Source organism: Roseomonas sp. BN140053 (assembly GCF_047690175.1).
Lineage (GTDB): Bacteria > Pseudomonadota > Alphaproteobacteria > Acetobacterales > Acetobacteraceae > Roseomonas.
The window spans coordinates 22,064-35,405 of record NZ_JBLLEB010000021.1; the positions used below are offsets into that span (position 1 = coordinate 22,064).

Genomic DNA, 13,342 nt, shown 5'->3' on the forward strand with positions numbered 1-13,342 from the left:
ATCTGTGCGGCGCGGGATGCCAGCACCGCATCGCCGCGCTGGCAAGGCGCATCCGGCAGGTTGACGAGGGCATGGAATATGCTTGCATCCTGTCCGGACCAGTTTCCCGGGAACCTTCCGATGCACCGACGCCACCTGTTGCTCGCGGCCACTGCGCTGGTCGCGGTGCCTCGCCTGGAAGCACATGCGCAAGGGCAGGGCGACCCGATCCGGCCGATCGTGCTGATCACCCGGCCGCAGGCGGCGGCGCCCGCGCCCTATCAGGCGGCGGAGCTGATCGCGCAGGAATGGCGCAAGCTGGGGTTGCAGGTGGACCTGCGCCCGCTGCCGCAGCAGCAGCTGACCCAGGTGGTCTGGTACGAGCGGCAGCGCTGGGATGCCACCATGTGGCAGATGGTCGGCCGCCCCGAGCGCGGCGACCCGGACGAGATGGTCTACAACCTGCTCCATTCCGCCAACATCGCCACCGGCTACAACTTCGTCGGCTACAACAACCCCGACTACGACCGCCTGGCCGAGGCGCAGCGCGCCGAGATGGACCAGAACCGCCGGCGCGAGCTGGTGCGCGAGGTGCAGGAGCGGGTGAACCAGGACCAGCCCTACGCCTTCCTGGTGCACCCCACCAACCTGCAGGCCTTCAACAAGCAGGTCTTCCGCGAGGACAGCGCGGTGATGCAGGCGGGGCTGGGCATCCGCAACTTCTGGAACTGGATCAGCCTGACGCCCACCGGCCGGCAGCGCGACATCATCGTGAACAGCACCGACCCGATCAAGGCGGTGCACCCGCTCTATATCGGTGGTGGGCCGGATTCCTGGGTCAACGAGCTGGTCTGGGACCGGCTGATGCGTGTGGGCACCGACGGGTTGCCGCAGCCCTGGGCGGCCGAGCGCGTGACGCAGGTGGACCCCACCACCATCGACTGCGTGATCCGCCAGGGCATGACCTTCCACGACGGCAGCCCGGTGACGCTGGAGGACGTGGTGTATTCCTTCCAGGCGCCGGGGATGGGCGACGAGGCGCCCATGTACAAGCCCTTCGTGGCCAACATCGCCAACGTCGCGGCGACCGATGGCAACACGGTGCGCTTCACCCTCAAGCGCCCCGACGCGGCCTTCCACATCGCCGTGCTGGCCAAGCTGAACATCATCCCCAAGAAGCTCTGGGACCCGGTGATGCAGCAATACCTGAACCAGCCGCAGAACCTGGAATCCTACGTGGACGAGAAGGCGATCGGTTCCGGTCCCTTCAAGTTCGTCCGCCACCGTCCCAACGAGGAGGTGGTGCTGGAAGCCAACCCGAACCACTGGTCCAAGCCCAAGGCGGACCGCTGGATCATGCGCATCATCACCAACATCGAGGCGACGCTGGGCGCCTTCCGCCGCGGCGAGATCAACGTGATTGCCGACTACTTCGGTGACCCCGAGCTGCTGAAGGATATGGCCAAGAGCCTGCCCAACATGATGGCGGTGCGTGAGGAAGTGGACATCGGCTTCCAGTTCATCGGCTTCAACCTGCGCCGCCCGCCCTTCTCCGACCCCGCCTTCCGCCGGGCGCTGTCGGCCGCGGTGAACCGCGAGATGATGGCGGGCGCGGCCTGGAACGGGCAGGCGGTGCCGGCCAACTCCTTGGTCTCTCCGGCGCTCAAGGTCTGGCACGACGAGGGCATCGAGAACCGCGTGCCCGGCGGCAACCTCGACGGCGCCAAGCGCATCCTGCAGGAAGCCGGCTACCGGGTGGTGGGGGGCAAGCTCTGCTACCCTGCCGGGGTGCGGGAGACCACGCCCGCCTACCAATGATCAGCCTGCTTCTCAGGCGCCTCGGCCACGCGCTCTTCGTGCTCTGGGCCGTGGCCAGCCTGACCTTCGTGCTGTTCCGGATGATGCCGGGCGACCCGACGCTGAACTTCCTGTCGGAAAGCTTCAGCGAGGAGATGCGCGCCTCGCTGCTGCGCGCCTTCGGCCTGGATCGCCCGCTGCACGAGCAGTACCTGCTCTACCTCGGCAACCTGCTGCAGGGCGACTTCGGCGTGTCCTTCCTGCAGAAGCGGCCGGTGCTGGACCTGCTGCTGGAAGCCCTGCCCAATACGGTGATGCTGACCGTGTCGGCGCTGATCGTGGCCTACGCCTTCGGCATCGTGGCGGGCGCCTTCCTGGCCTTCGCCCGCGGCACGCTGGTGGAGGGCATCGCCATCCCGGCGGCGCTGATGACGCGGGCCGCGCCGGAATTCTGGCTGGGCATGATCCTGCTGGCCTGGCTCTCCTTCGGCTGGGGCATCTTCCCCTCCGGCGGCGCCAACGAGGCGGGGGCCGAGTTCTCCTCCGAGGCCGCGCGCCTCTTCTCCGCCGACTTCCTGTGGCACCTCGTGCTGCCGGCGGCGACGCTGGCGCTGTACCTCCAGGGCCTGCCGCTGCTGCTGATGCGCGCCACCATGCTGGAGGTGCTGAACGACGAATTCATCGTGATGGCCCGCATGAAGGGCCTGTCGCGCTGGGCCATCGTGATGCGTCACGCCGCGCGCAACGCGCTGCTGCCGGTGGCCACCGCCTTCGCGCTGGGCCTCGGCTCCTCCTTCGGCGGCAACGTGGTGGTGGAGCAGGTCTTCTCCTGGCCCGGCCTCGGCCGCCTGCTGGTGGGCGCGGTGCAGGGCGCCGACTATCCGCTGGCGCAGGGGGCCTTTATCCTGATCGCCTTCGTGCTGGTGGTGATGAACACGGTGGCCGACCTGCTCTACGCCTGGCTCGACCCGAGGGTGTCCGTCGGTGCCAAGCGATAACGCCGTGCCCGCGGCCCTGGCCTCCCGGCCCGGCCGCCTGTCCACCCTGGCGCGCGGCGCGCGCGCCGCGGGCGGCTTCCTGCGCGGCCAGCCCTTCGCGCTGGTGGGGCTGCTGATCTACGTGATCTTCGTGGTGGTGGCGATCTTCGCCGACCAGATCGCGCCGCACGACCCGCGGCAGATCCTGTTCACCGGCGCCTACCGCGTGGCCCGCTACCTGCCGGCCTCGGCCGAGCACCTGCTGGGCACCACCGGCGGCGGCCGGGACATCTTCTCGCAGCTGGTCTACGGCACGCGCTCGGCGCTGCTGGTGGGCGTCACCGCCGCCGTCTGCGTGGTGGCGCTGGGTACGCTGATGGGGCTGCTGGCCGGCTACCTCGGCGGCAAGGTGGACGCGATGGTGATGCGGGTGGCCGACGTGGTGCTGGGCCTGCCCTTCCTGCCCTTCGTGCTGGTGGTCTCAGCGCTGACGCATCCCGGCACCGACACGCTGGTGGCCTCCGTGGCGCTGCTGCTCTGGCCCAACACCGCGCGCGTCATCCGCGCCCAGGTGCTGAGCTTGCGCGAGCGCGGCTGGGTGGAGGCGGCGCGGGTCACGGGCTGCTCGCCCGCGCGCATCATCTTCGTGCACATCGCGCCGCAGGTGGCGCCGCTGGCCGCGCTCTACGGCTCCATCGCCGTGGGCTGGGCGATCCTGACGGAGGCTTCCGCTTCCTTCCTGGGCTTCGGCGATCCCACGGCGGTGTCCTGGGGGCTGATGCTGCAGGATGCCTTCGCCAATCAGGCGCTGTCGCGCGGCGCCTGGAACTGGTTCGTGCCGCCGGGCGCCTGCATCGTGCTGCTGGTGCTGGCGGGCTTCCTGGTGGGCCGCGGGTCGGAGAAGCTGCTGTTCCCGAAGCTGGGGGATTGATGGACGCCCTGCTCTCCGTCCGCGATCTCGCGGTGCACTACGCGACCTCCGCTGGCCCGGTGCGTGCCGTGGACGGCGCCTCCTTCGACGTGCCGGCCGGCAGCATCGTCGGTCTGGTGGGGGAAAGCGGCTGCGGCAAGTCCACCCTCGGCCGGGCGCTGATGGGCGTGATGCCGCGCGCCGCCCGCATCGCCGGCGGCTCCGCGGTGTTCGAGGGGCGCGACCTGGTGGGACGCTCGGCCGCCGAACGCCGAGCGCTGCTGTGGCGGCGGCTGGCCTTCGTGCCGCAGACCGCGATGAACGCGCTGGACCCCGTGCAGCGCGTCGGCGCCCAGCTGATGGAGGTGCTGGTGGAGCGCGGCGGCCTGTCGCGCCGCGCCGCCACGGCGCGGGCGGCGGAGCTGTTCTCCCTGGTGGGGCTGGACGCGCGGCGCCTGTCGGACTGGCCGCACCAGTTCTCGGGGGGCATGCGGCAGCGCGCCTCCATCGCGCTGGCCCTGGCGCTGGAACCGGCGCTGGTGATCGCCGATGAGCCGGTGACGGCGCTGGACGTGATCGTGCAGCGGCAGATCCTGGACGTGCTGAAGGGGCTGCAGTCGCGCCTGGGCCTGGCGATGATCCTGGTGACACACGACGTCGCCGTGGTGGCCTACGCCTGCGACCGCGTGGTGGTGATGTATGCCGGCCGCGTGGTGGAGAGCGGCCCGGTGCGCGCCGTGCTGGAAGCGCCGCTGCACCCCTACACCATGGGGCTGATGAACGCCTTTCCCGACCTGGAACGCGCTGGCGGCGAGCTGGTGCCGATCGAGGGCTCGCCGCCCTCGCTGCTGAACCCGCCCTCCGGCTGCCGCTTCGCCCCGCGTTGCCCCTTCGCCGTCGCGAAATGCGCCGAGGACCCCGCCCTGGCCGAGATCGCCCCCGACCACCACGCGGCCTGCTGGCGCGCAGGGGAAGCGCCGGAACTGCGCGCCCGCGCCGGGGAGGCCGCGACGTGGGCCCGCTGATCGCCGCCAACGACCTGGTGAAGGCGTTTCCCGCCGCGCGCCGGGTGAAGGACGTGCTGCGCGGCCACCGGCCACTGGTGCGCGCGGTGAACGGCGTGTCGCTGTCGGTGGCGCCCGGCCGCGCCTTGGGCATCGTGGGCGAGAGCGGCTGCGGCAAGACCACCACCGCGCGGCTGCTGCTGCGGCTGGAGGAGCCGACCTCGGGTTCCGTGATCTTCGACGGGCAGGACGTGACGCCGCTGCGCGGGGCGGCGCTGCGGCCCTTCCGCGCGCGCGTGCAGCTGGTGTTCCAGAACCCCTTCGACGCGCTGAACCCGCGCTTCTCCATCCGCCGCACGCTGACGGAGCCGCTGCGCAACTTCGGCATCCCCGAGGCCGAGCACGCCGACCGCATCGCCGACGTGATGAACCGCGTGCGGCTGCTCCCGGCGGCCGCCTATCTCGACCGCCACCCGCACGAACTCTCCGGCGGGCAGTTGCAGCGCGTGGTGCTGGCCCGCGCGCTGGTGACGGGGCCGCGGGTGATCATCGCCGACGAGCCGGTGTCCATGCTGGACGTGTCGGTGCGCGCGGGGGTGCTGAACCTGCTGCGCGCCGCGAGAGACGAGCTGGACCTGGCGGCCATCTACATCAGCCACGACCTCGCGCTGATCCGCTACGTGTGCGAGGAAGTGGCGGTGATGTATCTCGGCCACGTGGTCGAGGAAGGGCCGACGGCGGAGGTCGTGGCCGCCCCCGCGCATCCCTATACCCGCGCCCTGGTGGCCGCCGTGCCGGTGCCGCGGGTGGAACAGGACCGCGGCGCGCTGCCGCTGCGCGGCGGGCTGCCGGACCAGTCCCACCAGCCCTCCGGCTGCGCCTTTCGCGACCGCTGCCCCCTGGCCTTCGACCGCTGCGCCACCGAGCCGCCGCTGCTGCGCTCGATCGCCCCCGGCCGCCGCGCCGCCTGCCACCTGGCCTGAGGAGGCCCGCCCCATGGACCAAGCCGTTCCCGCCATGCCGCTCGCGGGCCGCCTCTGCGACCCCGTGACGCTGGAGATCGTGCGCGGCGCCATCCGCGCCGCCCAGGCGGAGATGGAGGCGCTGATCGAGCGCACCGCCATGTCCGCCTTTATCCGCGAGAAGAAGGATTTCTACACCGCGCTGTTCGACGCCAATGGCGTGATGGCGGTGGGCGCCAACGTGCCGATCTTCGGCGACGTGGCGGGGCCGGTATTCCAGCACTTCCCGCCGGACGAGATGGTCGATGGCGACCTGTACTGGTACAATGACTGCTACGGTTCCCGCGGCGCCGTCAGCCATTCCAACGACCAAGTCTTCCTGGCGCCGGTTTTCCTGCACGGCGAGCGCGTGGCTTTCGTGATGGGCTGGGCGCATTTTGCCGATATCGGCGGGTTGCGCCCCGGCTCCATCAGCCCCGACGCCACGGACATCTTCCAGGAAGGCATCATCGTGCCGCCGACCAAGCTGATCGCGGCGGGCGTCACCAACACCGCGACGCTGAACATCTTCTACCGCAACTCCCGCTATCCCCGCATCGCGCAGGGCGACACCCGCGCGCTGATGGCCAGCGTGGAGCTGGGCGTGACGCGGATGCGCGAGATCGCCGCCCGCTTCGGCGCCGCGGTGCTGACCGACGCGCTGGCGCAGCTGTTTGCCCGCACGCGCGACACGGTGCGGGCGCGGCTGCGCGAAACCTTCGCCGTGGGAACCTACCGCTTCACCGACCGCATCGACGGCGACGGGCACGGCAACGGGCCGTTCCGGCTGCGCTTCGCCCTGACCCGCACGGAGGATGACCGCTTCATCCTGGACGCCACGGAAACCGACGACCAGTCGCCGGGGCCGGTGAACTTCCTGATGAACCCCGACGTGCCCGGCATGGCGCTGGGCCTGTATTTCCTAGGCGGCGATCCGAACCAGGTGGTCAATGCCGGCGGCCCGCGCTCGCTGGACGAGGTGCTGCTGCGCGAAGGATCGCTGCTGCAGCCGCGCTTCCCGGCGGCGCTGGGCATGCGCGGCCTGACCATGATGCGGATGCTGGCGACGCTGAACGGGCTGGTGTCCGTGGCGGGCGGCGAGGCACCCGCGGCACACGCGGCCTACGTCATCATGCTGCTGCGCGGCACCGTCAACGGGAAGCCCTTCCTGATGAGCGACGGTTTGGGCGTCGGCTACGGCGCGCGCGGCTTCGCCGACGGCATCGACGGCGTGTACTTCGTGGCCCAGGAAAACTACCCGGTGGAGTTCCTGGAACTGGAATACCCGATCCGCCTGCGCGCCTACGCGCTGAACCGCGACAGCGGCGGCCCCGGGCGCTTCCGCGGCGGCTGCGGCATCATCCGGGAATACGAGGTGCTGGCCGACGAGGCGGTGCTGGCGGTGCGCCTGGACGGCGTGGAGAACCCGCCCTGGGGCGCCGCCGGTGGCATGTCCGGCGGCCCCGGCCGCGTGCTGGTGAACCCCGGCACGCCGGGGGAACGCCTGCTGCGGCCGCTGTCGGACGGCAACCGGCTGGTGCGCGGCGACATCCTGCGCATCGAGACCGGCGGCGGGGGAGGGCGCGGCCACCCGCATGACCGCCCGCCCGAGGCGGTGCTCACCGACGTGCTGGGCGGGCTGGTCAGCGTCGAGGCTGCGGCCACGCATTACGGCGTGGCGATCCGCGACGGCGCAGTGGACGCTGCCGGTACCGAAGCGCTGCGCGCCACGCGCCCGGCCACCATGGAATTCCATCGCGGGGCCTACGCGCATGTCCTCGACTGACCTGTCCCGCCCGCTCTCGGTGGCCGTGGATATCGGCGGCACCTTCACCGACATCACCCTGCAGGACGACAGCAGCGGCCGCGCCTGGACCGCCAAGACGCCCTCCACGCCGCACGACCCGTCGGAAGCCTTCCTGACCGGGGTGCAGCTGGCGCTGGACGCGGCGGCCGGCGAGGCGGTGTCGGTGGGCCGCGTGCTGCACGGCACCACGGTCGCCACCAACCTGATCCTGGAAGGCAAGGGCGCCACCACCGCACTGGTGACCACGGAAGGCTTCCGGCACGTGCTGGAGATCGGCCGCCAGGACATCCCGCGCCGCGCCAACCTGCACGCCTGGATCAAGCCCGCGCGCCCCGTGCCGCCGTCGCGCGTGTTCGAGGTGCGGGAGCGGATCGCCGCCGACGGGTCCGAGCTGGTGCCGCTGGACGAGCACAGCGTGGCGCGCGCGGCGGAAGCGTGCCGCGCCGCGGGCGTGGCCGCCGTGGCGGTGTGCCTGCTGCACGCCTTCGCGGCGCCCGAGCACGAGCGCCGGGTGGCGGAGCTGCTGCGCGCGGCGCTGCCGGGGGTTGCCGTTACCGCGTCGTCCGACGTGCTGCCTGTCGTGCGGGAATACGAGCGCGGCCTGGCCACCATCCTGAACGCCCAGGTGATGCCGGCCGTGTCCACCTATGTCCGCCGGCTGGAGGAACGCCTGGACGGCGCCGGCATCGCGGCGCCGCTGCTGCTGATGAAGTCCAACGGCGGCGTGGCCGGCGCGGCCTCGATCCGCCGGGCGCCGGCCGTCACCGCCCTGTCCGGCCCGGCCGCCGGCGTGGTGGGCGCGCGCGCCGTGGCCGCAGCCGCGGGCTTCCCGGACGTGATCACCGTGGATATCGGCGGCACCAGCGCCGACATCTGCCTGATGAAGGGCGGCCAGGTCGGGCTGACGCAGAACGGCAAGGTCGGCGAGTGGCCGCTGCCGTTGCCGATGGTGGACATGGTGACCATCGGCGCCGGCGGCGGCTCGCTGGCGCGCGTCACCCGCGACGGCGCCCTGGCCGTGGGTCCCGAGAGCGCCGGCGCCGCCCCGGGCCCGGCCTGCTACGGCCGCGGCGGCACCCGCGCCACGGTGACGGACGCGCACGTCGTGCTGGGCCACCTGCCGCCGACGCTGCTGGGCGGCCGCATGCGGCTGGACGTGGAAGCCGCCGAGGATGCGGTGCGGCGCGAGGTGGCGGAGCCGCTGGGCCTGTCGCTGCATGCCGCGGCGCGCGGCATCCTGGCCATCGCGGATTCCAACATGGTGGGCGCGGTGCGCGTGGTGTCGGTGGAGCGCGGCCACGACCCGCGCGACTTCGCGCTGATCCCCTTCGGCGGCGCCGGGCCGCTGCACGGCTGCGCCCTGGCGGACCTGCTGGGCATCGGCACCGTGCTGGTGCCGCCCTCGCCGGGCGTGCTGTGCGCCCAGGGGCTGCTGGCCGCCGACCTGCGGGCGGAGTTCAGCCGCTCCGTGCTGGCCGGCGAGGCGGGCGATGCCGCCGCCATCACCGCGAGCTTCGCGGCGCTGGAGGAGGAAGCCAGCCGCTGGTTCGCCGAGGAGCAGGTGGCCCCCGCCGCCCGGCGCACCGATCCGGTGGTGCTGATGCGCTATGCCGGCCAGGGCGGCGAACTGCCGGTGCCCTGGGCCGGCGGCATCGAGGCCGCCGCCGCAGCCTTCAGCGCCGCGCATCGCGCCCTCTACGGCTTCGACCTGCCCGAGGGCATCCCGGAAATCGTCACGCTGCGGCTGGAAGCGGTGGGGCTGCTGCCGGACCCCGCGACCTCCGCGCTGCCGCCCGGCCGCGGCACCGTGCCCGCCGGCACCCATCGCGTCCACTTCGAGGGCGGCAGCCGCGACGCCGCCCTGTTCGACCGCGCCGCCCTGGGCGCCGGTGACCGCTTCGCCGGCCCGGCCATCGTTACCCAGCTGGACGCCACCACCCTGGTGCCGCCCGGCTGGACCGCCGAAGCCCACGCCTCCGGCGCCCTGATCCTGCGCCGCGACCCGGCAGCCTGATCCCGGCCGCGGCTGCGCTGCCAGGGTGGCGTTCGCAGTTGCCATGTGGGGCGATTGGTTCTGTGGGGTTTTGACGTTGGCCAGGGGCGCTGCCCCTGGACCCCGCCGGGGAGTTTAAACTCCCCGGACCCCACTTTGAGTGCCTCCGGCGGGGGCGGGATGGCCGACGGCAGCCATGATGGAATGCCCTGTCCAGCCCGCCCCCGCCGGAGGCACTCATGAGGTCGAGGAGCCTAAGCTCCTCGCGGGGGCTCCAAGGGGACAGAGCCCCCTTGGCCACGGCCGAACACCGAAGGCCACCCACCCCGCACAGAAATCGCGAAGGCTGCCCCGACCGCGCGGCGTGGCCGGGCCTGGGTCAGACGCCCGGGCTCTGACGCGGGGCGGTGGCGATGGCGCGCAGGCAGGCGGTTTCAGTGACGCGGCCGGTGCCGGCGGCGCGGGCGGCGGCCCAGCCCACGCGGGGGCCGCCGGCTTCGGCATAGAGCACGAGATCGAGGTGGCAGCCGCCGCCCTGGTAGAGCCAGACTTCCGCCGGGCCTTCCACCCGGCGAAAGGCCGGCGGGCCCAGCACGCGCAGCACGGTTTCGGGTGTTTGTCCCGTCAGAGCCGCCGCGTCGCGCGGCAGGCCGGCGAGGGCCTCCCGGCCCGGGGCCGCGGCGCGTTCGACGGGGGGCTCGCCCGGGGTAGGGGCGATGTTGCCGGGGGCGCCGCCGGTGGTGCGCGGGGCGACCCGGGCGGCGGTGGGGCGCAGGGCGGGATCGGCCGAGCGCGGTCCGGCCGGGGGGGCACCGCCCACCCCGGCGAGATCCGCGCGGTAGCTTTCCATCACCTGCGACAGCAGCGCCTGGGTATCGGCCAGCGGCGGCTCACGCGCCGCGCAGGCCGCCACCAGGGTGACGGCCGACAGGGCGGAAAGGTGCCGGACGGGCCGGGGAAGCGGTGCGGCGGCGAAGGGCCGCCTCACCGGTCAGGCTTCCGTGGCGTCGTGGTCGGGGTGGGGCGGAAAGGCCGGGGCGGGCTGGAAGCCGCCGGACGCGTTGTCCGACAGCATCTCCATGCGGCCCGACAGCTGGCCGCCTTCCTCCACCTGCAGGCGGCGGCAGCGGGCGACGCCCAGCACCCGGCCGGTGGCGCGGATGATCAGGTTGCCGCGGGCGGTGATGGTGCCGTCGAACACGCCGGCGACCTCGGCGTCCTCGACCTCGACCTCGCCCTTGAACACCCCGGCATGGGTGATCTGCAGTTCCTGGGCGTGGATCATCTGGCTTTCCACCGTGCCTTCCACCACCAGGCGCTCGGCATCGGCAACGGTGCCTTGCAGGCTGATGCCCTTGCCCACCACCAGGGTGCGGCGCTCGGCCGCCTGGCTGCGCGGCGCGGCGCCGGGCTGGGCACCGGCCAGCGGGACGGCATTGCCGCCCTGGGGACGCGCCGGGATGCCGGGCTGGCCGGAGGACAGGCCGGCGGGCAGGCCGGGCGCGGCGCTGGGCTTGGGCGGAAGGCTCATCGTGGAGTGATCCTTAGGGGCCGCGCCCGCCGTCGGGGCGGTGGGCCGGAACGGCGGTACGGACAGGTCCGGGTCGCGGGCCACGGGCACGGCGGCCGAGGGCGGTGCCTCGGCCGTGGGCGAAGCGGTTTCGTCCCGCTTGCGTCGAAAGACGGACATGGTGCGGCTCCCCCGGCAACCCCGTTGCAGCAGGCGCGCGGCGTAAACTGGCTGCCGGGCGCCGGTGCGGCGAGGCATGGTCCCCACCATGCCCCGCTGGCGGTTCGGGCTAACACGCTCCGGTGAACGGGCACAATTGTGGCGCCTGGGCACGGAACACTGTTGCCGAAAGGCCGCTGGCTGCGGCGGGCGGGCCGGGTGGCTCGGCCTGGGCGCGTTGCCGCGGGAGGCGGGGCGGGAGCGCGAGGGCCGGGCCGGAGGCCGGTGATGGAAAGTCGGAAGGCCGGACCGGAGCCCGGCGATAGAGAGCCGGGCAGGAGCACGGCGATGACGGCCGCAGGGCCGGGCAGGGGGGCAGCCCCGGAGGCCCGTCCCGGCCCGCCCCCCTGACGCGGGCGGTCGCGCCTGCTACGCCGCTGCTTTCCCGCCGGAGCGCGCTTCCCGCATGACCAACGCCCCCACCCTCGACATCCTCGGCATCGGCAACGCCATCGTCGACGTCATCGCCCGCGCCGAGGACGGCTTCCTGGAGCAGCGCGGCCTGGACCGCGGCGCCATGCGGCTGATCGACACGGCGGAGGCCGCGGCGCTGTACGACGCGATGGGGCCGGGGCTGGAAAGCGGCGGCGGCTCGGCCGCCAACACCTGCGCCGCCGCCGCCGCCCTGGGCGCGCGGGTGGGCTTCCTGGGCAAGGTCGCGGACGACGTGCTGGGGCGGGTCTTCGCGCACGACCTCAAGGCGATCGGCGTCCATTACCCCACGCCGCCGGCCAAGTCGGGCGCTCCCACCGCGCGGTCGCTGATCCTGGTGTCGCCCGACGGGCAGCGCACCATGAACACCTATCTCGGCGCCTGCGTCGGCTTCGGCGAGGCGGACCTGGACGAGGAGGCCGTGCGCTCGGCGGCGGTGACCTACCTGGAAGGCTACCTGTTCGACCCGCCGGCGGCGCAGGCGGCCTTCGTGCGGGCCGCCGGGATCGCCCGGGACGCAGGGCGGGAAGTCTCCATGACCCTGTCCGACCCTTTCTGCGTCGGCCGCCACCGCGACGCCTTCCGCGCCTTCGTGCGCGACCGCACCGACATCCTCTTCGCCAATGAGGCGGAGGTGCTGAGCCTCTACGGCGTCGCTACCTTCGCCGAAGCGCTGGAAGCGGTGCGGGCCGAGGTGCGCGTGGCCGCCCTGACCCGCTCGGAACAGGGCAGCGTGGTGGTGGCGGAGGGCGAGGTCTTCTACGTTCCCGCCGAGCCCGCGACGGTGGTGGACACCACCGGCGCCGGCGACGCCTATGCCGCCGGCTTCCTGGCCGCCCATGTGCGCGGCCTGCCGCCGGCCGAGCGCGGCCGCTGGGGCAGTGTGGCGGCGGCGGAGATCATCTCGCATTTCGGGGCGCGGCCGCAGTCCGACCTGCGCGCCCTGGTGGGGGCGGGCTGAGGCGGCGCGTTGCGGCCGGGCGCCAGGGGGCGCGGGCGGGAGTAGCGGGATCGTCAGGCCCGGGCGGGCCGGGGCGCGGCAACCTGGCGGGCGGGCGCCGGTTCCTGTTCTGCGCGCCGGCGTCCAGGCCGGCCCTCCGCCTTTCCCGGGAGACCAGACCATGGCCCGATCCTTCGCTGCCGCCCTGCTGCTCGCCACCTCCCTGCTGGCGGGCTGCGCCGGAAGCGGCGTCACGCCCGGCCGCTTCGCCGATACCCGCGTCGGCGATGCGGCGGATGGTCCGGTGGGGCCGGGCCCGGTGGCGCCCAACGCCAACAACTCGCACTGAGGGGGGCAGGACGGGGCGGACCGCCCGGCGGCTCGGGGGCCGGGTGCCCGGCGAAACCTGTCCGCCGCTGTTCTGTTCAGTTTTTTCCATGCCGGCCACCACAGCGCCGGGCCGGCCAGACGCAGGGATGAAGACTTGATGCCGAGGATTACCGCCACCCTCCTGGTCGTCGCGGCCCCCCTGCTGCTCTCGGCCTGCGGCACGCCCGGCATGCCGGTCCAGGCGCAGGCGCCCGCGGTGCGGCCTTCCAGCGCCCTGGTGCCCGGCACCGACCGCGACACCCCCATCGGCACCGCCACCACGCCCCGGGTCGGGCCCGGGCCGGTGGCGGCCCAGCGCGGGCGCAGCGGCGTGGCGGTGGATTACCGCTCCCCTGCCGAGGGCAACCCGGACTGAGGCACCGCCGCCGGGGCTGACAGGGGAG

Annotated in this window: 12 protein-coding genes; 10 read left to right on the forward strand and 2 right to left on the reverse strand. The window is 73.3% G+C overall.

The genetic code is table 11. From position 1 onward, the window contains the following. Positions 1-120 precede the first annotated feature (120 nt). Genes ACLIBK_RS17280 through ACLIBK_RS17310 form a run of 7 tightly spaced genes read left to right on the forward strand, consistent with a single transcriptional unit; the run spans position 121 to position 9,489 of the window. On the forward strand, positions 121-1,797 hold the full coding sequence (locus ACLIBK_RS17280; protein ID WP_415388530.1) for an ABC transporter substrate-binding protein: 1,677 nt from the start codon (positions 121-123) through the stop codon (positions 1,795-1,797). Continuing rightward, positions 1,794-2,774 carry an ABC transporter permease gene (locus tag ACLIBK_RS17285; RefSeq protein WP_415388531.1) on the forward strand — a complete coding sequence of 327 codons (981 nt, stop codon included), beginning with the start codon at positions 1,794-1,796 and terminating at the stop codon, positions 2,772-2,774. The genes ACLIBK_RS17280 and ACLIBK_RS17285 overlap by 4 nt, the downstream gene beginning before the upstream one ends. Positions 2,775-2,778: 4 nt before the next feature. Next, entirely contained in the window at positions 2,779-3,684 is a 906-nt protein-coding gene (locus ACLIBK_RS17290) for an ABC transporter permease (RefSeq protein WP_415388532.1), read from the forward strand. Continuing rightward, entirely contained in the window at positions 3,684-4,688 is a 1,005-nt protein-coding gene (locus ACLIBK_RS17295) for an ABC transporter ATP-binding protein (RefSeq protein WP_415388533.1), read from the forward strand. Before ACLIBK_RS17290 ends, ACLIBK_RS17295 begins: the two co-directional genes overlap by 1 nt. Further along, complete coding sequence (locus ACLIBK_RS17300) at positions 4,676-5,650, forward strand: ABC transporter ATP-binding protein (RefSeq protein WP_415388534.1); 975 nt, start codon at positions 4,676-4,678, stop codon at positions 5,648-5,650. Before ACLIBK_RS17295 ends, ACLIBK_RS17300 begins: the two co-directional genes overlap by 13 nt. A 13-nt stretch (positions 5,651-5,663) precedes the next feature. Then, positions 5,664-7,454 (forward strand): hydantoinase B/oxoprolinase family protein, encoded by a 1,791-nt coding sequence (locus ACLIBK_RS17305; protein WP_415388535.1) that lies wholly within the window; start codon positions 5,664-5,666, stop codon positions 7,452-7,454. After that, complete coding sequence (locus tag ACLIBK_RS17310; protein ID WP_415388536.1) at positions 7,441-9,489, forward strand: hydantoinase/oxoprolinase family protein; 2,049 nt, start codon at positions 7,441-7,443, stop codon at positions 9,487-9,489. Before ACLIBK_RS17305 ends, ACLIBK_RS17310 begins: the two co-directional genes overlap by 14 nt. A gap of 358 nt (positions 9,490-9,847) precedes the next feature. On the opposite strand, the gene ACLIBK_RS17315 is transcribed toward ACLIBK_RS17310, so the two are convergent. Both ACLIBK_RS17315 and ACLIBK_RS17320 read right to left on the reverse strand, forming a co-directional pair. Further along, the gene (locus ACLIBK_RS17315) at positions 9,848-10,456 is read right to left on the reverse strand and encodes a hypothetical protein (RefSeq protein ID WP_415388537.1); all 609 of its coding nucleotides are present in this window, start codon (positions 10,454-10,456) and stop codon (positions 9,848-9,850) included. 3 nt (positions 10,457-10,459) lie between these two features. Then, the gene (locus ACLIBK_RS17320) at positions 10,460-11,158 is read right to left on the reverse strand and encodes a polymer-forming cytoskeletal protein (RefSeq protein WP_415388538.1); all 699 of its coding nucleotides are present in this window, start codon (positions 11,156-11,158) and stop codon (positions 10,460-10,462) included. A 445-nt stretch (positions 11,159-11,603) separates the two neighbouring features. On the opposite strand from ACLIBK_RS17320, the gene ACLIBK_RS17325 reads away from it, so the two are divergent. The 3 genes from ACLIBK_RS17325 to ACLIBK_RS17335 all read left to right on the forward strand — a co-directional run bounded on the left by ACLIBK_RS17325 (position 11,604) and on the right by ACLIBK_RS17335 (position 13,314). Continuing rightward, positions 11,604-12,590: an adenosine kinase gene (locus tag ACLIBK_RS17325; RefSeq protein WP_415388539.1), complete on the forward strand. Its 987-nt coding sequence runs from the start codon at positions 11,604-11,606 to the stop codon at positions 12,588-12,590. 160 nt (positions 12,591-12,750) lie between these two features. Continuing rightward, positions 12,751-12,918 (forward strand): hypothetical protein, encoded by a 168-nt coding sequence (locus ACLIBK_RS17330; protein ID WP_415388540.1) that lies wholly within the window; start codon positions 12,751-12,753, stop codon positions 12,916-12,918. 138 nt (positions 12,919-13,056) lie between these two features. Beyond that, on the forward strand, positions 13,057-13,314 hold the full coding sequence (locus tag ACLIBK_RS17335) for a hypothetical protein (RefSeq protein ID WP_415388541.1): 258 nt from the start codon (positions 13,057-13,059) through the stop codon (positions 13,312-13,314). The last annotated feature ends 28 nt before the right edge of the window (positions 13,315-13,342 follow it).